This is a genomic window from Actinomadura sp. NPDC047616 (genome assembly GCF_040642915.1).
In the GTDB taxonomy this organism is placed as follows: Bacteria; Actinomycetota; Actinomycetes; order Streptosporangiales; family Streptosporangiaceae; genus Spirillospora; species Spirillospora miaoliensis.
On record NZ_JBEYTB010000003.1, the window covers coordinates 238,541 to 257,618 of the forward strand.

Below are 19,078 nucleotides of genomic sequence, written 5' to 3' on the forward strand. Positions count from 1 at the left end.
GGCGGAGGCATGATCCGGGAGCCACTACCGAGGACCGGCCCGCACCAGGGGGATGTCCGCGAGGCTCTTTCTGTGTTCAGTTATCCGGCCGGAGGCGGTTTCACTCCCGCCGGGCGGAAAAAGTCGGAGGGAGCGGCCCCGAGCGAGCCGCTCCCCCACCGTCCTAGCGGCGCAGACCGAGACGCTCGATCAGCCGCCGGTAGCGGTTGATGTCCTTGTTCTGCAGGTACTTCAGGAGCCGGCGACGCTGGCCGACCAGCAGCAGCAGGCCGCGGCGGCTGTGGTGGTCGTGCTTGTGCTCCTTGAGGTGCTCGGTCAGATCGTTGATCCGCCTGGTCAGCAGCGCGACCTGGACCTCCGGGGATCCGGTGTCACCCTCAGCGGTCGCGTACTCGGCGATGATCTTCTGCTTGGTAGCGGTGTCGAGCGGCACGTGGCTCCTTCAATGAGATCGTCATCCGCAGATCCCGCACCCTGGCGGGCGCTCGGGTCCGCATGATGCGTTCAGGAATAAGGGGGCGAGCCGCATGAGGGTGCAGCCCACCGGCCGGTATGGTTCCGGCGACTCTTCACCGTACCATGCCCGGCTTGTGCACCGGTCGCCGTCCCCGACGGACGGTGATCGTCCGGCTTCGCCCCGTGCGGGCCGCGTGACCCGTGCCGGCGTCCCGGCCGGTGCCGCCCTCCGGCCTAACTCGCGTCCGGGGCGGTGGCGGTGATCTCGCGGGTGCGCTCCACGTCCCGGTGCATCTGCTCGATCAGCGACTCGACCGAGTCGAACTTCAGCGTGTCGCGCAGGCGGGCCTGGAAGTCCACGGCCATGTGCTCGCCGTACAGGTCCAGGTCGTCGCGGTCGAGCGCGTACGCCTCGACGGTGCGCTCGCCGGTGCCCTCGAACGTGGGGTTGGTGCCGATGGAGATCGCGGCGGGCCAGCGGAAGCCCGGGTAGCGGTCGGAGTCGCACACCAGCCACCCGGCGTAGACGCCGTCGCGGGGGATCGCGGTGTGCGGCAGCGTCTCCAGGTTGGCGGTGGGGAACCCCAGCGCGCGTCCCCGCATGTGCCCGCGCACCACCACGCCCTCCACGCGGTGCGGGCGGCCCAGCGCGTGCGCGGCGCTCTCGACGTCGCCCGCGTCCAGCCGGGAGCGGATGTAGCTGGAGGAGATCGTGTCGCCGTTGGCCACCAGCGGCATGCCCTCGGCGGTGAAGTCGTACTTCTCGCCCAGCTCCTGCAGCAGCGCCACGTCGCCCTTGGCCCGGTGGCCGAACCGGAAGTCCTCGCCGACGATCACGTGCGCCGCGTGCAGCCGGTCGACCAGCACCGACTGGACGAACTCGTCCGGCGGCACCTTCGACAGCTCCAGCGTGAACGGCACCACGACCACCGCGTCGGTGCCGAGGCCCTCCAGCAGTCCGATGCGGCGCCCGGTGGTCGCCAGCAGCGGCGGATGGGTGCCCGGCCGGACGACCTCGTCGGGATGCGGATCGAAGGTGATCACCACCGACCGCAGGCCGCGCGCGCGGGCCAGCTCGGCGGCCCGGCCGACGATCCGCTGGTGCCCGCGGTGGACGCCGTCGAACACGCCGATGGTGACGACCGACCTGCCCCAGTCGGCGGGAACCTCGTCGAGGCCATGCCAGCGCCGCACCATGCACTCCCCTGCGTCGGAACCTGCCTGCCCGGTCTTTCCTGTCGCATCACAGACTGCCATGCGCGGCCCCGCCACACGACCGAGGGGGCCGCCTCACGACGACGACACCCGCCGGACCGCGAAGAGTTTACTCGGGGGCAACAATGGCCGGGCGACCCGCTACGGGACGAAGACGGCCAGCGGCTTGGCCACCCTGCCCTGCTCCTCCATCAGCGCCAGCAGCGTCCCGTCGGGCGCGAACACCCCGACCGGCCCCGGCCCCAGGCCCGCCGCGGGCAGCCGCCCGCCGTGCATGACCTTGCGCGCCTCGTCGGCCGACACCTCGCGGCGCGGGAACGCGGCCGCCACCGCCTCGGCCATCGGCAGGATCTCCAGCTTCTCGGCGAGCTGGTCCAGCGTGCGGGCCATGGCCAGGTCGTAGGGGCCGACGCGGGTGCGGCGCAGCGCGGTCAGGTGGCCGCCGCAGCCGAGCGCGGCGCCCAGATCGCGGGCCAGCGCCCGGATGTAGGTGCCGGACGAGCAGGTGATGGACGCGTCCACGTCCACCAGGTCACCGTGGCGGCGCACGCCGGTGACGGTGAACGCGTGCACCGTCACCGGACGGGCCGCCAGCGCCACCTCCTTGCCCTCGCGGGCCATCTTGTAGGCGCGTTTCCCGTCCACCTTGATCGCGCTGACCTGCGGCGGCACCTGGCTGATCGGCCCGGTCAGCGCCGCGACCCCGGCGCGCAGCGCCTCGTCGGTCACGTCCGCGGCCGACGCGACGGCGGTGATCTCGCCCTCGGCGTCGTCGGTGTTGGTGGACTGGCCGAGCCGGATCGTGGCGTCGTAGCCCTTCTCCGTCAGCGCCAGATGCCCCAGCAGCCGGGTCGCCGCGCCCACGCCGACCACCAGCACGCCGGTGGCCATCGGGTCGAGGGTGCCGGCGTGCCCGACCCGCCGGGTGCCGGCCAGCCGCCGCATGCGGCCGACCACGTCGTGGCTGGTCCAGTCGGCGGGCTTGTCGACGACGACCAGCCCTGAGATCTGTGCGCCGGTGCTCACCCTGCTCCCCCGTGGGTCCGCTGGTCGCCGGGGCCGCGCAGCACGGCGCGCAGCCGGTCGATGGTGTCGGCGGGCTCGCCCGTGGCGGTGAACGCCGCGGCGGTGCGGTGCCCGCCCCCGCCGAGCTCGCCGCAGGCGCCGCCCACGTCGACCCGGCCCCGGGACCGGGTGGAGACGTACCAGTCGCCCTCGTCGGTCTGCTTGCACACCACCGCGACCTCGGCGTCGTCGGCCCGCCGAAGCTGGTCGATGACGCCTTCGAGCTGGTCGTAGGGGACGCCGCGGTCGGCGCGGTCGGCCCGGCTGATCGCCGTCCACAGCAGGCCCAGGCCGCCAGCGGCGTCGCGGTCGAGCCGGGCCCGGCCCAGGGCGCCCGCCAGCACCTGCAGGTAGCCGAACGACGCGCGGTCCCACAGCTCGCGGCTCACCTCGTCGGGACGCACCCCCGCCTCCAGCAGCCGCGCCGCCATCGCGTGCACGGCGGGCGTGGTGCACCGGTACCGGAACGATCCGGTGTCGCTGGCCAGGCCCGCGTACAGGCCGAGGGCGATGTCGCGGGTGAGCGGGACGCGCAGCAGGCGGATCAGCTCGTCCACCAGCATCGCGGTGGCCGCCGCGTCCGGGTCGACCAGCCGGACCTGCTCGTGCCCGCAGGGGCCGAACCCGCCGCCGGCCGCGTGGTGGTCCAAGACGATCAGCGTCGCGGCGGTGCGCGCCCGCGACGCCAGCGACCCCAGCCGGTCCACCGCCGCGGTGTCCAGCGCGATCATCAGCTGCGGGGCGGCGGGCATCCGCCACGGTTCGACCAGCAGGTCCTGGCCGGGCAGGAACCGCAGGCTCGACGGGACGGTGAACGGCTCGCCGAACGAGGCCAGCACCTGCTTGCCCAGGGACCGCAGCGCCAGGGCCAGCGCCAGCATGGAGCCCAGCGCGTCCCCGTCGGGGGTCACATGGCAGGCCAGGCAGATCTCGTCGGCCTTGCCGATCAGCTCGACCGCGCGGTCCCAGTCGGGGCCGGACCAGCGGGCCGGCGCGTCGCCGCGGCCGGACTCGCCGCGACCGGGTTCACCGCCGCCCGACCGCGCGCACGGCGCGGCGGCGCGACGCTCGGCCCCGGGGCCGCACCGGCGCCCGGCGGCGCACCGGATCACCTCGGCGTACGGCCCCTCCCACGGCCCCAGGGCCTCGACCTCGGACCAGGTCTCGGCGCCCTCGGGCAGACCGGCACCGCCCCGCGCGGCGGCGATCCAGCCCTCCCACGGCATGGCGGGCAGACCGGGCTCGGGCGGCGTCGCGGGCTGGGAGGCCTGCGCGGTCGTCTCCCCGGGCCGGCTCTGCGGGCCCCAGCGAAGGTGCGGCGGGGTCGCACCGAGTAGGGCCGAGCGCCTCGCGCGCCCCTCCGGTTCAGTCATCTGACGAGTGTCCCGCCGCGCCGTCCCCGCCGTCTGTGCCGTCGGGCTCCTCATCGGCCTCACCCGTGCGGTAGGGGTTGGCATCCCCCGCCGGTGTGGCCGACCGGGCGGCCTGGGCCACCTCGGCGTCCTTGGCGCGGGCCTTGGCGAGCAGGTCGTCGATGTGCGCGGCGTTCTCGATCACGGCGTCCGGGACGAAGGTGATGCTCGGCGTGTGCCGGATGCCGGTCTTGCGGCCGACCTCCGACCGGATCACGCCCTTGGCGCTCTCCAGCGCCGCGGCGGTCTCCTTGCGCTCGCCCTCCGAGCCGTAGACGGTGTAGTAGACCGTGGCGTCGCGCAGATCGCCCGTGACGCGGGTGTCGGTCACGGTCACGAAGCCGAGCCGAGGGTCCTTGATCCGCCGCTCCAGCATCTCGGCGACGATCTGCTGGATGCGGTCGGCGAGCTTGCGCGCCCGGGCTGCGTCCGCCATGGTCGCACTCCTTTTCTATGGTCCTGGCAGGGCCGGGGCGACGCGGGGATCTCGCGCCCGGCCCGCGGGGCTCGGCACCGCGCCCCCGCGCCCCCGCTCAGTCTTCGTCGTTGAACAGCCGCCGTCTGGCCGACAGCAGCTCGATCTCCGGACGGCCCGCGACGAGCCGTTCGCAGTCGTCCAGCACCTGCGAGCAGTTGCCCGCCGTGGCCGACACCACCGCCACCGCGATCTCCGCCCGCCGGTGCAGATCGAGCGCGCCGGTCTCGGCGACGGCCACCGCGGGGAACCGCCGGTTCACCTCGGCGATGATCGGACGCACGACCGACCGCTTCTGTTTCAGCGAACGCACGTCGCCCAGCAGCAGATCCAGCGTCAGCGCACCCACGTACACCTGGTCGGTCACCTCGGGTAGTCGATATGACCCCGCGCGCGTGCGGGGTGTGGAGGCCGCCCCGCGGGAACGCTGCGTCCGGAGCGGGCCGGGGGCGACGGCGCCCTCCCCGCGGGCGGTGCCGGACCGGTCACGGCGACGCGGCCCGGCTGCCGGTCGGGGGCCCGGCGGCCGTCATGACGCAAGGGTAGAAGATCCACCCGGCGTCCTGTCACGCGGTTTTCGGGAACAGGACCGCGGGCCGTGTCGCCACGGCCCGCGGCCCGTCCTCGCTCGCGCGACTCGGTTCGGTCGGTTCGGTCGCGAGTGTCAGTCGCGCGGCTTCTCGCGCATCTCGAAGCACTCGATGACGTCACCGAGCTTGATGTCGTTGTAGCCGACGCCGATACCGCACTCGAAGCCCTCGCGGACCTCGGTCGCGTCCTCCTTGAACCTGCGCAGCGACGACACGGTGAGGTTGTCGGCCACCACGACGCCGTCGCGGACCAGCCGCGCCTTGGCGTTGCGCTGGATGACACCCGAGGTGACCATCGAACCGGCCACGTTGCCGATCCGCGGCACCTTGAAGATCTCGCGGATCTCCGCGGTGCCGAGCTGGACCTCCTCGAACTCCGGCTTCAGCATGCCCTTGAGGGCCGCCTCGACCTCCTCGATCGCCTGGTAGATGACCGAGTAGTAGCGGATGTCCACGCCCTCGCGGTCGGCGATCTCCTGCGCGTTGCGCTCGGCCCGCACGTTGAAGCCGATGATCACCGCGCCGTCGGAGGCCAGCGACAGGTTGACGTCGTCCTGCGTGATCGCGCCGACACCGCGGCGGATCACCCGCAGGGTGACCTCCTCGCCGACGTCGATCTTCAGCAGCGAGTCCTCCAGGGCCTCCACCGAGCCGGACACGTCGCCCTTGAGGATGAGCAGCAGTTCCTGCCGCTCGCCCTGCTTGATGAAGTCCTCCAGGGACATGCTGCGGCGGGTGCGCATCAGCTCGGCGTTGCGCTTGCGCGCCTCGCGCTTGTCGGCGATCTGCCGGGCGACCCGGTCGTCGTCGACGACCAGGAAGCTGTCGCCCGCGCTGGGCACGGCGGTCAGGCCGAGCACCTGCACCGGACGCGACGGCGGCGCCTCCTCGACGTTCTTGCCGTTCTCGTCGAGCATCGCCCGCACGCGGCCGTGCGCCACGCCGCAGACGATCGAGTCGCCGACCTTCAGCGTGCCGCGCTGCACCAGCACGGTCGCCACGGCGCCCCGGCCGCGGTCGAGGTGGGCCTCGATGGCCGACCCCTGGGCGGGCATGTCCGGGTTCGCCTTCAGGTCGAGCTCGGCGTCGGCGGTCAGGATGATCGCCTCGAGCAGCCCGTCGATGTTGGTGCGCTGCTTGGCCGACACGTCCACGAACAGGGTCTGCCCGCCGAACTCCTCGGCGACCAGGCCGTACTCGGTCAGCTGGGCGCGCACCCGCTGCGGGTCGGCGCCCTCGACGTCGACCTTGTTGACCGCGACCACGATCGGCACCCCCGCCGCGGTGGCGTGGTCGATCGCCTCGGTGGTCTGCGGCTTGACGCCGTCGTCGGCGGCGACCACCAGCACCACCAGGTCGGTGGTGTCGGCGCCGCGGGCACGCATGGCGGTGAAGGCCTCGTGACCCGGGGTGTCGATGAAGGTGATCTTGCGCTCTTCGCCGTCGACCTCGGTCTCGACCTGGTAGGCGCCGATGTGCTGGGTGATGCCGCCGGCCTCGCCCGCCTGGACGTTGGCGTGCCGGATGGCGTCCAGCAGCTTGGTCTTACCGTGGTCGACGTGACCCATGACGGTCACGACCGGCGGACGCGGGCGCAGGTTGTCCTCGCCGCCCTCGTCCTCGCCGAACTCGATGTCGAACGACTCCAGCAGCTCGCGGTCCTCGTCCTCCGGGCTGACGATCTGGACGTCGAAGTCCAGCTCGATGCCCAGCAGCTTGAGGTCCTCCTCGTTGACCGACTGGGTCGCGGTGACCATCTTGCCCAGGTGCAGCATGATCTGCACCAGCGAGGCCGGGTTGGCACCGATCTTCTCGGCGAAGTCGGTCAGCGACGCGCCCTGCGGCAGGCGGATCGTCCTGCCGCCGCCCCGCGGGGCCTGCACGCCGCCGATCGCCGGCGCCTGCATGCTGTCGACGAACTCCTGGCGCCGCTGCCGCTTGGACTTGCGGCCCCGGGCCGGACGCCCGCCGGGACGCCCGAAGGCGCCCTGCGTGCCGCCGCGACCGCGGCCGCCGCCACCCGGACGGGGACCGCCGAAGCCGCCGCCACCGCCGGGACGGCCGCCGGCACCGGTGCGCGGGCCGCCGAAGCCGCCGCCGCCACCGCCCGGACGGCCGCCACCGCCGCCGCCGCCGGGACGACCGCCGCCGGGACGACCGCCGCCACCGCCGCGCGCGGGACCGCCCGCGCGTCCGGGGGCACCGGCGGGCCGGGACGACGGCATGTTCATCGGGCTCGGCCGCGGACCGGCCGGACGCGGCGGCATGTTCGACGGGCTCGGCCGCGGGCCGCCGGCGCCGGGCGCGCCGGGACGCGCGCCGCCGCCCGGACGCGGGCCGCCGGGACGGTCGCCGCCGCGCTGGTCGCCGCCGGGACGCGGGCCCGGACGCGGACCCGGCTTGGGCGCCTGGCCCATGCCGGTGTTGGTCGAGCTGAACGGGTTGTTACCGGGACGCGGACCGCCCGGGGCGCCGCGGCCACCCGGACGGGGGCCGGGACGCGGGCCCGGCTTGGGCGGCCGGGGACCCGGCTTGGGGGCGCCGCCGGAGGGCGCGCCACCGGGAGCCTTCGGCGCCCGCGGCGTCGGCGCGGGACCGCCCTGCGCCGCGGCGGGCTGCTGCCCGGCGGGCTGCTGCGGGGCGGGCTGCTGTTGCTGGCCCGGCTGGCGCTGGCCCGGCGCGGGCGGCACCGGGGGACGCGGACCGGGACGAGGGCCGGCCGCCGGGCCCGGCTTGGGCGCGGGCGGACGCGGCGTGGGCGCCGCCGGACGCGGCGGCGCGGGACGAGCGCCCTGCGCGCCGGGGGGACCCGGGCGGGGCGCGTTGGGCCGCGGCGCGTCGGGCGCCGAGGGCCTGCGCGGGGCGACCCTGCGGTCGCCCTGCTTGGACGCGTTCTTGCCGGACGCGTTGTCTGAGAAGGCTTCTGTGAGCCTGCGTACGACCGGCGCCTCGATCGTGGAGGACGCCGAACGGACGAACTCGCCCATTTCACGGAGCTTGGCCATGACGACCTTGCTCTCTACACCGAACTCCTTGGCGAGTTCGTAAACCCGGACCTTCGCCACTGCACTCCCTACTCGGTCCGGGGGTGCGGCCTCCGGACCGTCGTTACCTTGCCGTACTCATCGCGGCGTGCTCATCGAGCGCTCATAGCAATCTCGACCTGCTTCCGACTAGACGTCGCTTACCGTTGGCCATCCTGCTGCCGCGCGTCCCGCGCCGCAAGCCGCGCTCGCAGCGCGGAGGTGTCGAGCGGCCCCGCCAGGCGGAAAGCCCGGGGGAACGCCCGACGCCGCTCTGCGAGCTCGAGACATCCGGGATCGGGGTGCAGATGTGCGCCCCGGCCCGGCATCCGCCCACGAGGATCGGGGACGATCACGCCCTCGACCGCCACGAGGCGCAGCAACTCGGACTTGGCCGTGCGAACCCGGCAGCCCACACACGTACGCAGTGGAGCCGCCCGCTCGCGTGACACGAGTCTACCGCGCCGAGGCGTCGGCGGGACCTGTCGCATGCTCTCCTGATGTAGTCGATCCTGATTCGCCGGTTCCGGCCGCCTTCGGGGCTTGTGTCCCCGGGGCTTCGCCGGTGCCTCCGGCCTGCGCCGCGGCACCGGAACGCTCCGTTCCGGACCGCTCGGGCTGCTCGGCCCCGGCCCCGGGTCGTTCGGCCCCGGACCGCTCGGCGCCGCCCTGCTCGGTGTCGGAGCGGATGTCGATCCGCCAGCCGGTGAGCCGGGCCGCCAGCCGGGCGTTCTGCCCCTCCTTGCCGATGGCCAGCGAGAGCTGGTAGTCGGGGACGATCACCCGGGCCACCCGGCCGCCCTCGTCCACCACCTCCACGGCCGACACCCGCGCCGGGGACAGCGCGTTGCCCACGAACTCGGCCGGGTCCTCCGACCAGTCCACGATATCGATCTTCTCGCCGTGCAGCTCGTGCATGACGTTGCGGACGCGGCTGCCGAGCGGGCCGATGCACGCCCCCTTGGCGTTCACCCCGGGCTTGCGCGACCGCACCGCGATCTTGGTGCGGTGGCCGGCCTCCCGGGCGATCGCCGCGATCTCCACGGTGCCGTCGGCGATCTCGGGCACCTCCAGGGCGAACAGCTTGCGCACCAGGTTGGGGTGGGTGCGCGACAGCTGCACCGACGGGCCGCGATGGCCCTTGCGGACCTGCACCACGTAGGCGCGGATCCGCTCGCCGTGGTCGTAGGACTCGCCCGGCACCTGCTCCTGCGGGGGCAGGATCGCCTCGATCTTGCCGAGGTCGACCAGGACGTTGCGGGGGTCCTTGCCCTGCTGGATGATGCCGGAGACGATGTCGCCCTCGCGACCGACGTACTCGCCGAACGTCAGCTCGTCCTCGGCGTCGCGCAACCGCTGCAGGATGACCTGCTTGGCGGTCGTCGCCGCTATACGTCCGAAACCGGTCGGGGTGTCGTCGTATTCCCGGACGGCGTTTCCTTCTTCGTCGGTCTCGGTCGCCCAGACCGTGACGTGCCCGGTCTGCCGGTCGAGCTCCACCCGGGCCTTGGGCGCGGCCCCCTCGGTGCGGTGGTAGGCGATCAGCAGGGCGTCTTCGATGGCCTTGACGGCCACGTCGAGCGAGATGTCCTTCTCGCTCTCCAGACTGCGCAGTGCGGTCATGTCGATGTCCACGAGGCTCCCCCCTCTAGTCCGGCTCGGCCGGCGAACGCGTTTCCTCGGCCTCGTCGGCGGAGCCGCGGGGGGCTTTCCTGCCCGCGGGGGAACGATCCCCCGCACCCGCCGGCCCTTCGGGTTCGGACGCGCCGTCCCCGGCGTCGTCGTCCGCCCGCCGGAACTCCACCTGCACCCGGCCGCGCCCCAGCTCCTGGAAGTCGAAACGGCGCCTGGTCACCCCGCCGGACACGGGCCCACCCCCAGACCCCTTGCCCCGCCTGCCGGTGCCCTTCGCGGAGGAACGCCCCTTGGCGGGGGACGACCCTCCCGCGCCGTCCGGCTCCTGGGAGGTGACGACGTCGATGACGACCGCCTCGTCGTCAGCGGACACCACCCGGCCCTCGATCTGGCCGCCCGCGGTCAGCGGCGCCACCACCAGCCGCCCGCTGGCGCGCCGCCAGTGCCGCGGCTCGGTGAGCGGACGGTCGACGCCGGGCGAGGTGACCTCCAGCACATAGGGCGCGGTGCCCATCACGTCGTTCTCATCCAGCAGGTCGGAGGCGCGCCGGCTCAGCTCGGCCACGTCGTCCAGGCTGACCCCGCCGTCGGCGTCCACCACGATGCGCACCAGCCGGCGCCGCCCGGCGGGCCGCACGTCGACCTCCTCCAGGTCGAATCCCGCGTCCGCCACCGCCGGCCCGAGCACCCGGGTCAGCTGCGCCACGGCCTCCTCACGGCTCGGCCCGCTCATGACCGTCCTCCACGCGCGCACGAGACGCCGGCGCGGCCCCGCTGAGCGTTGGGGCCGGACTCCACGCCCATGGGACCTCCAGTTTGTCGTTCTGAAACCGCGGCGTGTCCGTTGACAACTCAAGACTATCGACAGCCGGACACCTCAGCGCTCTTTCGGACAGGTCACCGGCGCGCCGGATATGGAATGCTTGAGCTGGCCTGATGAGCAGAAGACTCGTCGCGGCCCGTCCTCGCCACACCATCCCGGGGGTCGTCCCCCACGAGGTCTGGGAGACACGTTTGCCCGAGGCCAGCACGGTGTCCCGGCGGGCGGTGCTGGGGGGCACCGCCGGGATCGCCCTTCCCGCGCTGGGCGGCTGCGGCCGCGAGCCCGCCGCGCCCCCCGCGCTCGATCCCGAGCTGACGATCCTGGTCGGCGCGATCGCGGCCGAGCAGGATCTGATCGCGTTGTACGAGGCGGCGCGCGGCGCCCACGCGGACCTGGCGCCACGGATCGACCCCGCCCTGGCCCACCATCGCGAGCATCTGGCCGTGCTGCGCCGCCACTACGTGCCCGGATCCGGCCGGCTCGCGAGCTCGGCGCCGGCTCCCTCGCCCGTGGCGCAGCGCGTCCCCGGCGACCCGTCCGGCGCGCTGGCCGCGCTGCGCCAGGCCGAGAGCCGAGCCGCGGCCGCCCGGGCGGCCGAGGTGGGCCGTGCGGGCCCGGGGCTGGCCCAGCTTCTGGCCAGCATCGGCGCCTGCGAGGCCGGGCACGCCGCGGCATTGGCGGGGTCCGCGTGAGCCGTTCGGTGGACGCCCTGCAGGAGGCGCTGAAGGCCGAGCACGCCGCCGTGTACGGCTACGGGGTGGTGGGCGCCCGGCTGCGCGGCGCGCTGCGCCGGTCGGCCACGGCCCACTGGGACGCCCACCGGCTGCAGCGCGACCGGCTGATGGCGCGGATCTCCCAGCGCGGCGCCCGTCCGGTGGCGGCCGCGCCCGCCTACCGCCTGCCCGTGCGGGTCACCTCGGCGCGTACCGCCGCCGAGCTGGCCGCCGCGCTGGAGGACGGCGTGGTGACCGCGTACGCGGGGCTGGCCGGTGCGCCGGAGGCCGCGCTGCGCACGCTGGCGGCCCGGGCGATGCAGGAGGCGGTGGCCCGTTCGGTGCGCTGGCGGAACGGCGCCGGCCTGCCGCGGGCGAACGGCGCGGCGTTCCCGGGCCTGCCGCCGTCTGCCCTGACGCCCAGGCAGCGGCCGGGCGCCGAGCCCGGCTGAACGACTCGGATTGCCGCGGCGACCTTCGGGAACAGTTTCGCCCCGAGTGATCGTTCACCCGGATTGCAGGAGTACTGGGGAGATCGGGGGAGCTTGACCGGTATGACCGTTATTGATCATCGCGAGACCCTCGCCGCGAGCCTGGAGGAGCTGCGCGCCGTGTACCGGGCGCGCATCGACCAGCTCGCGGCCGAGCGCGACGAGGCCCGGCGCCAGGCGCACCGCGCCAAGGAGGAGGCCTACGTCGCCCGCGCCAACCTGGCCAGCCTGACCGCCCGCGTCCAGGAGCTGCTGGCCGCCGCCGCGCGCCATCTCCCGGACCTCGCCGTCGAAGGCCCGGACGACGTGCCCGCGCTGGAGGGCCGGGCGGGCGAGGAGAGGCGCAGCCTTCCCGCGGGGCCCAAGGCCCTGCCCGCCCCCAAGGCGGACGCCGCGCGCTCGGACGGCTCGCGATAACACCCGCACGGCGGCCGGGCGCACCGGCCGCCGTGGTCTCTCCCCCCCACACACACGGCATGGGCGTACGGATCCCCGGGGTCAGGAGTGCCACGCGTTGATGTGGGAGTGCAGGTCGCGTGACCACATCGTGTTGGACAGCACCCCGACCTTGATGCCGCGCTCGCGCAGGGCGGCCAGGACGGCGGGCACGTCGGGATCGGTGCGGGTGTGCGGCGTCCAGACGTCGAAGAGGGTGCCGAGCAGGGCCTCGGTGGCCTCCAGCCCGGCCAGGGCGAACACCTCGGCCAGGGTGGCGCTGCGGTGCTCGTCCTCGCCGCGCCGCCACAGCCGCAGTTCGGCCTCGGCGAGCGCGGCGGCCGCGCGCTCGGCCCGCTCGGGCGGCAGGTGGGCGGCGCAGATCCGCCGCCAGATGTCGGCCGGCTCGACGTTGTGCCAGGGGGTGAGGGTCCCGCCCCAATCGAAGATCACCGCTGCTATCGCCATGGCCGGAGGGTAACCGCCGCGTCCGACGGCACGGGGTGGAGATCAAATATCCGGATTTCGTCTGCCTTCAACGGGAATGCTGTCGGCGTCGAAGCGGTTGCCGCAGTCACGGCGGTGTGGGCCTTCGCGGAGGGGAGCGGGTCATGGGCGACGTCGTCACCGCGCCGGCTCCCGCCGCGCGGGAGAGCGCGCCGGTCGCGCCGGAGCCGTCGTCGCGGCGGCGCGGGATCTGGGTGCAGCTGGGCGTGCTGGCCCTGACCGTGGGCGCGCTGGCGGCGTTCCGTGATCGCCTACCCGACTTCGGCGCCATGTGGGGCGCGGCGCGCCGGGCCGAGCCCGGCTGGCTGGCCGTGGCCGTGCTGGCGGCGGCGGGGTCGATGGGCGCGTTCGCGCGGCTGCAGCGGCGGCTGCTCCGCATCGGCGGGCTGCGGATCTCGCTGCGCCGGGCGTTCGCCGTCACCTACGCGGGCAACGCGCTGTCGACCACGCTGCCCGCGGGGCCCGCGCTGAGCGTCGTCTACACCTTCCGGCAGTTCCGGCGCAGCGGCGCCTCGGCGCGGCTGGCCACTGCGGTGATCCTGCTGGGCGGGGTCATCACCACGACCGCGTACACGGTCATCGGCCTGGCGGCTCTGATCGCCGATCCGCGCGCCCGGACGCCGGTGCTGCTGGCGCTGGGCGCGGCCGCGGTCCTGGCCGGCGCGGTGGCGGTGGCCGCGCTGCGGGCGGGCGTGCGCGCCCGAATCGTGGCGTTCGGCCGCCGGTGCGTCCGCCGGGTGGTCGGGCATCGCCGGATCGCCCCCTACGTCGAACGACTGTGGGAGGGGCGCCAGGTGCTGCGCCCGTCCCGGCGCGACTGGGCGGCGCTGGTCGTGCTGGCCATGCTGAACTGGGTGTTCGACATCGTGGCCCTGCACGCGGCGGCCCTGGCGGTGGGCGTGGAACTCGCCCCGCAGGCGGTGGTGCTGGCCTACTTCGCCGCGCAGGCGGCGGGCAGCGTGCTGCCGGTCCTGCCGGGCGGGCTGGGCGCGATCGAGAGCAGCATGGCCGGGGCGCTGGTGGCGTTCGGTGCCGCACTGATCCCCGCCGGCGCGGCCGTGGGCCTCTACCGGCTGGTGTCGTACTGGGGCGTGGTGGCGGTCGGGTGGCTGGCGTGGGTCGTCCTGCACGAGGGGCCGCGCCTGTCGGAGGGCACCCGGCGGCGGCTGGCCGCGCTCGGCGACGCGCTGCTGCGGGGCTGCTCGTCGGTCGTGCTGCTGCTGCCCTACTCGGTCCCGCCGGGCATGCGCGGCGCCGAGCCCCGCAACGGCTGAGCCCCTCCAGCACGCCTTCAGCCCCCTCCTCCTTCGCCTTCGCGCCTTGTTGCGATGGTGCCCTGCTGCTAATCTCCCAAGCGAGCGCTTGGTTAAACGCTTGGTCACCTGGCGAGCAGAGCATCATCACCGGAGGCTCGATGACGTCCCTACGGGTCAGCCTTGGCTACGAACTTGAGGTGCGCGGGCGTTCCCGCGAGGTCGAACGGCGCGCGTTCGAGAACGTCATGGACCAGGTGGTGCTGGCCGACGGCCTCGGCTTCGACACCGCCTGGTTCGTCGAGCACCACTTCACCCGGGGGTTCTCCCACTCCTCCGCGCCCGACCTGGTGCTGGCCGGGATCTCCCAGCGCACCGAGCGCATCCGGCTCGGCCTCGGCGTGGTGCTGCTGCCGTTCCAGTCGCCGATCCGCACCGCCGAGCGGGTGGCCACGCTGGACGTGATCAGCGGCGGCCGGGTGGAGTTCGGCACCGGACGCGGCGCCTCCCCCCTGGAGTACCAGGCGTTCCAGCGGCCGTTCGAGCAGTCCCGGCGGATCTGGGAGGAGTCGCTGGAGGCCGTCCTGGAGATCTGGAACGCCGACGGGCAGCCGGTCACCCGGTCCGGCGAGTACTTCGAGATCCCGGGCGTCTCGGTGTACCCGCGGCCGGCGCAGGAGCCGCATCCGCCGGTGTGGGTGGCCTCCACCTCGCTGGACGGCTACCTGGCCGCCGCGCGCAAGGGCTACAACCTGCTCGGCATGACGATGCTCAAGGGCCTGAGCGACGTGGCCGACGACATCGCCAAGTACAAGCAGTGCCTGGCCGAGCACGGTTTCGACCCCGCCACCCGCCGCGTCGCGCTCATGATCCCCTGGTACGTCGCGCCCAGCCAGCAGGAGGCCGTGGACACCGCCGCCGACCCCGTCCTGTGGTACCTGCGCCGCCAGGTCAACCTCGTCGCCCCGCCCGACTACACCGACGCCCGGCACGCCACCCACCGGGTGCTCGGCCAGCAGGCCGCGGGCATGCCGCCCGACGAGGCCATGGCGGTCCTGCGCGAGGAGACCATGGTCGTCATCGACGACGTCGAGGGCTCGCGCCGGGCCGTCGAGCGCATCCGGGCGGCGGGCGCCACCGACCTCATCCTCCAGGCCCAGGTCGGCGGCCTGGCCCACGAGCACGTCTGCAACTCGATGAAGCTGTTCATGCGCGAGGTCGTCCCGCAGGAGGCGCAGTGAGCTGGCCCACCCGCAGCACCTTCCCGGCCGGACGGTCCGCCGCCGGGCTGCTGTCGGTCTCCCCGGAAGGCGAACTGGTCGTCCCGCTGGGCGCCGGCGACCGCGCCGCCGCGCTGGACCTTGCCGCGCAGACCCTGGCGGCGGCGGGCGTCGGCGCGGACGACCGCGTCGTCGTCGCGCTCAACAACGACGGCGAACCGGCCGGGGCGCTGATCGCCGAGGCCGCCGCGCGGGTCGCGGGGGCCGCCGCGTCCGTCGGGCCGCGCGGGCGGATGCGCCTGCACACCGCGCTGGAGAGCGTCGGCGCCACCGCCCTGGTCGCCACCCCGACCGGCGCCATGGACTTCCTCGCGCGGCTGCACCTGGAGTTCCTGCTCGACCCGCTGGACCTGGAGCTGCGGCACATCCTGCTGGTGGGCGAGATCCCGTCCGCCAACGCCGGCGCGCAGCTCGCCGACGAGTTCGACGCCTCGGTGCGGGAGCTGTACGCCGACCCGTTCTTCGGGGTGCCGCTGGCGCAGCGCGCGCCGTCCGCCCCCACGCTCTCCCCCGTCCGCGACGGCCTGCTGGGGCTGGCGCCGCCGGACAAGGACGTGCTCCTGGACGCCCCCTACGGCGAGGGCGCCGCGGAGCTGGTCGTCACACCGTCCTGGCACGCCACGCTCGGCGCGGCGACGCTGCGCACCGGCCACGCGGTGCGGCTGGCGGGCGGCGAGCAGGGCGTGCCCGCGCCCGCGCACACGGTCGGCGAGCACGTGCTGGTCCGCGGCCGCTGGTTGTCCGTGCCCAAGATCGCGGCCGCGCTGGCGCGGATCGACGGGGTCAGCCGGTGGGACCTGCGGATCAGCCGGGACGGCACGCTCGACGCCGCCGCCCTGCACGTGACGTTCAACCGCGACACCCTCGTCGCCAACCCGATGTGGAAGAAGCGGATCGCGCAGGCCCTGTACGCGCTGACCCCGGTCACCGTGGACGTCGTGGTCGAGGAGGAGGTCGCCGAGGAGCGGCGGCCCGGCACCGTCACCGACCTGCGCGGCCACCACCTCGGCCGGGACCGCGCGCAGCTCTCCTAGGCGGTCCACCCCCCGTTCTCCTCCGCCCCACGGCCGCGACCCGCCGCGGGGCGGAGGGGTCCTCTCTCCGGAGGAGGCGCGATGCAGTTGGAACCGGTACCCGCCTGGGGAACGATCCCGCGGATGCTGCGGGACCAGGCCGCCCGGCACGGGGACGTGGAGGTGGTACGCGCCGGGGACGTCTCCCTGACGCTGTCGGAGCTGGCCGAACGCGCCCGCGCGGTGGCGCGGGGCCTGATCGCGCTGGGCGTCTCCCCCGGCGACCGGGTGGCGGTGTGGGCGCCCAACACCCCCGACTGGGTGGTCGCCGCGTACGGGATCTGGGACGCCGGGGCGATCATCGCGCCGCTGTCGACGCGGTTCCGGGGCATCGAGGCGGGCGAGATGCTCCGCAAGGCGGGCGCCAGGGTGCTGCTGGTCGCCGAGGGTTTCATGGACGTCTCCCAGCTCGGCATGCTGGCCGGCGTCGCCGGGGAGCCGGCGGACGGCCGTCCCTACCGCGACCTGCCCGACCTCGCCCACGTGGTCGTCCTGCCGCCGGGCGGCGCCCCCGCCCGTCCCGGCGTGGCGGCGTGGCGGGAGTTCCTCGCGGACGGCTCGTCGGTGCCGGTGGAGGCGGCCGAGGAGCGGGCCGCCGCCGTCGGCCCGGACGACCTCGCCGAGATCATGGCCACGTCCGGCACCACCGGCGCGCCCAAGGGCGTCATGCTGCACCACGAGCAGCTGCTGCGCGGCTACTGGGACTGGGCCGAGATCGTCACGCTGCGCGAGGGCGACCGGTACCCGGTCATCGCCCCGTTCTCGCACGGCTTCGGCATCAACGCCGGGCTGCTGGCCTGCGTGCTGCGCCGCGCCACCATGATGCCGATCGCGGTGTTCCGGCCGGACGAGCTGATGGACCTGATCGAGCGCAACCGCGTCAGCGTCCTGGCCGGCGCCCCGCCCATGTTCTTCAAGATCCTGGACGAGCTGCCGGGACGGGACGTCTCGTCGCTGCGGGTGGCGATCTGCGGGGCGGCGGCCGTGCCGCCCGAGCTGATCCGCCGCCTGGTCGACCGGGTCGGCCTGGAACGCATGATCAACGCGTACGGGCTGATGGAGGGCACCGTGGTGTCGATGACCCGGCCCGAGGACCCGGTCGAGGTGATCGCGGGCTCCACCGGACGCCCCGTGCCCGGGGTGAGCGTGCGGATCGTCGACGACGACGGCAAGGACCTGCCGCCCGGCGAGCGCGGCGAGATCCTGGTCGGCGGCTACGGCGTGATGCGCGGCTACTGGGACGATCCGGCCCGTACGGCCGAGGCGGTCGACGCCGACGGCTGGCTGCACACCGGCGACATCGGCACGCTGGACGAGGCGGGCAACGTGGCGATCGTCGACCGCAAGAAGGAGATGTTCATCGTCTCCGGGTTCAACGCCTACCCCGCCGAGATCGAGGGCCTGCTGCTGCGCTGCCCGCTCGTCGCGCAGGCCGCGGTGATCGGGGTGCCGGACGAGCGGCAGGGCGAGGTCGGCTGGGCCTACGTGGTGCCGCCGCCGGGGACGTCCCCGGACCCCGCGGAGATCATCGCCTGGGCCCGCGCCAACATGTCCAACTACAAGGTGCCGCGCCGGGTGGTGCTGCTGGACGCGCTGCCGGTCAACCCCAACGGCAAGATCGACAAGCCGGCGCTGCACGCCCGCGCCGCCGGAAAGGAGCCCTGACCGGCCGCGGAACGGTTGCGGAACGGTTGCGGAACGGTGTCCGAACGGAGGCCGGACGACGTGGACACCGGCCCGGGAAGAGCAATTCGCGGCACCGCACGGCCGCCGAATCGCGCAATCACCACCCCCTTTACCAGGCCATTCATTGCGCCGCGCAATGGCGGCGTGGCCGGGGGCCGATATTCGCTCTGGACTTCCCCCGCCGGCGACTGCGACAATCGCCTTCCGTCGCGGTGCATCTGAACTGGGGGAACGCGGGAAAATGCGGGCGGGGCGCGTGGTGGCCGACGCCGGAGCCGTGCTCCGGCAGTGGCGGCAGCCCAGAGAATTCCGGATCCGGGCGAGCGCGTGGCCCGCGGACGCACTGGCCGTCCTCGCCGATCTGTCCGCGTCCCGCGACGCCGGCGCCGTACCGCCCGCCGGCCCCGGACAAAACCGGCCGGAAAACCCGCCGGCGGCCGGGAAAGACGACGCCGAACCCGCCGCCGAACCCGCTCCCGAACCCGCCGCCGAAGCCGACACGCAACCCGACACCGGACAGCAGACCGCCACCGCAGCACAAAAACCGGAATCGGACCACGAAACGGCGTCCGAAACGGTGTCCGAAACGGCGCCCGGCCTGCCGGGACGCGCGGCGGCCGACGTGGCGACCAGCATCTGGCGGCTGCGCGGCAAGCTCGCCGAGTCGCCGGTGGAGCCGCCGCGGGCCGTCGTCCGGCATCTGGAGTCGGCGTGGGACGCCCTCGCCGAGGCCGGCGTGCAGGTCCAGGACCATCTGAACGCCCCGTTCGACTCCGGGCTGGCGCTGACCGTGGTGGCCTTCCAGCCGACGCCGGGCCTGTCCCGCGAGCAGGTGGTGGAGACCGTCCGGCCCAGCGTCTACCTGCACGACCGCGTCGTCCAGCGGGGCGAGGTGATCGTCGGCACCCCCGTCCCCTCCGACCAGCCGACCCCCGGACCGTAAGGA

Annotated in this window: 19 protein-coding genes; 8 read left to right on the forward strand and 11 right to left on the reverse strand. The window is 74.3% G+C overall.

All coding sequences use genetic code 11. The features are described from left to right. Window positions 1–163: 163 nt before the first annotated feature. From rpsO to rimP, 10 genes are all read right to left on the reverse strand, one after another. Window positions 164–433 (reverse strand): 30S ribosomal protein S15, encoded by a 270-nt coding sequence (rpsO, locus tag ABZ801_RS08695; protein ID WP_344942619.1) that lies wholly within the window; start codon window positions 431–433, stop codon window positions 164–166. A gap of 257 nt (window positions 434–690) precedes the next feature. Beyond that, on the reverse strand, window positions 691–1,650 hold the full coding sequence (locus tag ABZ801_RS08700) for a bifunctional riboflavin kinase/FAD synthetase (protein ID WP_344942616.1): 960 nt from the start codon (window positions 1,648–1,650) through the stop codon (window positions 691–693). A gap of 162 nt (window positions 1,651–1,812) precedes the next feature. Continuing rightward, a complete protein-coding gene (gene truB, locus ABZ801_RS08705; protein WP_344942612.1) occupies window positions 1,813–2,697 on the reverse strand; it encodes a tRNA pseudouridine(55) synthase TruB in 885 nt (294 codons plus the stop codon). Beyond that, window positions 2,694–4,109 (reverse strand): DHH family phosphoesterase, encoded by a 1,416-nt coding sequence (locus ABZ801_RS08710; protein ID WP_344942610.1) that lies wholly within the window; start codon window positions 4,107–4,109, stop codon window positions 2,694–2,696. Before ABZ801_RS08710 ends, truB begins: the two co-directional genes overlap by 4 nt. Next, the gene (rbfA, locus tag ABZ801_RS08715; protein ID WP_344942607.1) at window positions 4,102–4,584 is read right to left on the reverse strand and encodes a 30S ribosome-binding factor RbfA; all 483 of its coding nucleotides are present in this window, start codon (window positions 4,582–4,584) and stop codon (window positions 4,102–4,104) included. The genes ABZ801_RS08710 and rbfA overlap by 8 nt, the downstream gene beginning before the upstream one ends. Before the next feature lie 97 nt (window positions 4,585–4,681). Beyond that, on the reverse strand, window positions 4,682–4,990 hold the full coding sequence (locus ABZ801_RS08720; RefSeq protein ID WP_344942604.1) for a DUF503 domain-containing protein: 309 nt from the start codon (window positions 4,988–4,990) through the stop codon (window positions 4,682–4,684). Window positions 4,991–5,287: 297 nt separating this feature from the next. Beyond that, window positions 5,288–8,278, reverse strand: coding sequence for a translation initiation factor IF-2 (infB, locus tag ABZ801_RS08725; protein ID WP_360694646.1), 2,991 nt, complete (start codon window positions 8,276–8,278; stop codon window positions 5,288–5,290). A 119-nt stretch (window positions 8,279–8,397) separates the two neighbouring features. Next, a complete protein-coding gene (locus ABZ801_RS08730) occupies window positions 8,398–8,727 on the reverse strand; it encodes a YlxR family protein (protein ID WP_344948484.1) in 330 nt (109 codons plus the stop codon). Continuing rightward, the gene (nusA, locus tag ABZ801_RS08735) at window positions 8,693–9,859 is read right to left on the reverse strand and encodes a transcription termination factor NusA (protein WP_360695684.1); all 1,167 of its coding nucleotides are present in this window, start codon (window positions 9,857–9,859) and stop codon (window positions 8,693–8,695) included. Before nusA ends, ABZ801_RS08730 begins: the two co-directional genes overlap by 35 nt. A 25-nt stretch (window positions 9,860–9,884) precedes the next feature. Continuing rightward, a complete protein-coding gene (rimP, locus tag ABZ801_RS08740) occupies window positions 9,885–10,604 on the reverse strand; it encodes a ribosome maturation factor RimP (RefSeq protein ID WP_360694650.1) in 720 nt (239 codons plus the stop codon). A gap of 203 nt (window positions 10,605–10,807) precedes the next feature. On the opposite strand from rimP, the gene ABZ801_RS08745 reads away from it, so the two are divergent. The 3 genes from ABZ801_RS08745 (at window position 10,808) to ABZ801_RS08755 (ending at window position 12,315) form a co-directional block, all read left to right on the forward strand. Beyond that, window positions 10,808–11,386, forward strand: coding sequence for a hypothetical protein (locus tag ABZ801_RS08745; RefSeq protein ID WP_360694653.1), 579 nt, complete (start codon window positions 10,808–10,810; stop codon window positions 11,384–11,386). Beyond that, complete coding sequence (locus ABZ801_RS08750) at window positions 11,383–11,859, forward strand: ferritin-like domain-containing protein (RefSeq protein ID WP_360694656.1); 477 nt, start codon at window positions 11,383–11,385, stop codon at window positions 11,857–11,859. The genes ABZ801_RS08745 and ABZ801_RS08750 overlap by 4 nt, the downstream gene beginning before the upstream one ends. Window positions 11,860–11,961: 102 nt before the next feature. Then, on the forward strand, window positions 11,962–12,315 hold the full coding sequence (locus ABZ801_RS08755; RefSeq protein ID WP_360694659.1) for a hypothetical protein: 354 nt from the start codon (window positions 11,962–11,964) through the stop codon (window positions 12,313–12,315). Window positions 12,316–12,396: 81 nt separating this feature from the next. Here ABZ801_RS08755 and ABZ801_RS08760 read toward each other — a convergent pair whose 3' ends face one another. Beyond that, entirely contained in the window at window positions 12,397–12,801 is a 405-nt protein-coding gene (locus tag ABZ801_RS08760) for an HAD family hydrolase (protein ID WP_360694662.1), read from the reverse strand. A gap of 143 nt (window positions 12,802–12,944) precedes the next feature. Between ABZ801_RS08760 and ABZ801_RS08765 the strand changes: the two genes are divergently transcribed. From ABZ801_RS08765 to ABZ801_RS08785, 5 genes are all read left to right on the forward strand, one after another. Next, window positions 12,945–14,114, forward strand: a complete 1,170-nt coding sequence (locus tag ABZ801_RS08765; RefSeq protein ID WP_360694665.1) for a lysylphosphatidylglycerol synthase transmembrane domain-containing protein — start codon at window positions 12,945–12,947, stop codon at window positions 14,112–14,114. Between the two features lie 140 nt (window positions 14,115–14,254). Further along, a complete protein-coding gene (locus ABZ801_RS08770; RefSeq protein ID WP_360694668.1) occupies window positions 14,255–15,334 on the forward strand; it encodes an LLM class flavin-dependent oxidoreductase in 1,080 nt (359 codons plus the stop codon). Further along, a complete protein-coding gene (locus ABZ801_RS08775; RefSeq protein ID WP_360694671.1) occupies window positions 15,331–16,407 on the forward strand; it encodes a hypothetical protein in 1,077 nt (358 codons plus the stop codon). Before ABZ801_RS08770 ends, ABZ801_RS08775 begins: the two co-directional genes overlap by 4 nt. An 81-nt stretch (window positions 16,408–16,488) precedes the next feature. Continuing rightward, complete coding sequence (locus tag ABZ801_RS08780; protein WP_360694674.1) at window positions 16,489–18,111, forward strand: AMP-binding protein; 1,623 nt, start codon at window positions 16,489–16,491, stop codon at window positions 18,109–18,111. A gap of 262 nt (window positions 18,112–18,373) precedes the next feature. Further along, complete coding sequence (locus ABZ801_RS08785) at window positions 18,374–19,075, forward strand: hypothetical protein (RefSeq protein WP_360694677.1); 702 nt, start codon at window positions 18,374–18,376, stop codon at window positions 19,073–19,075. Window positions 19,076–19,078 lie beyond the last annotated feature (3 nt).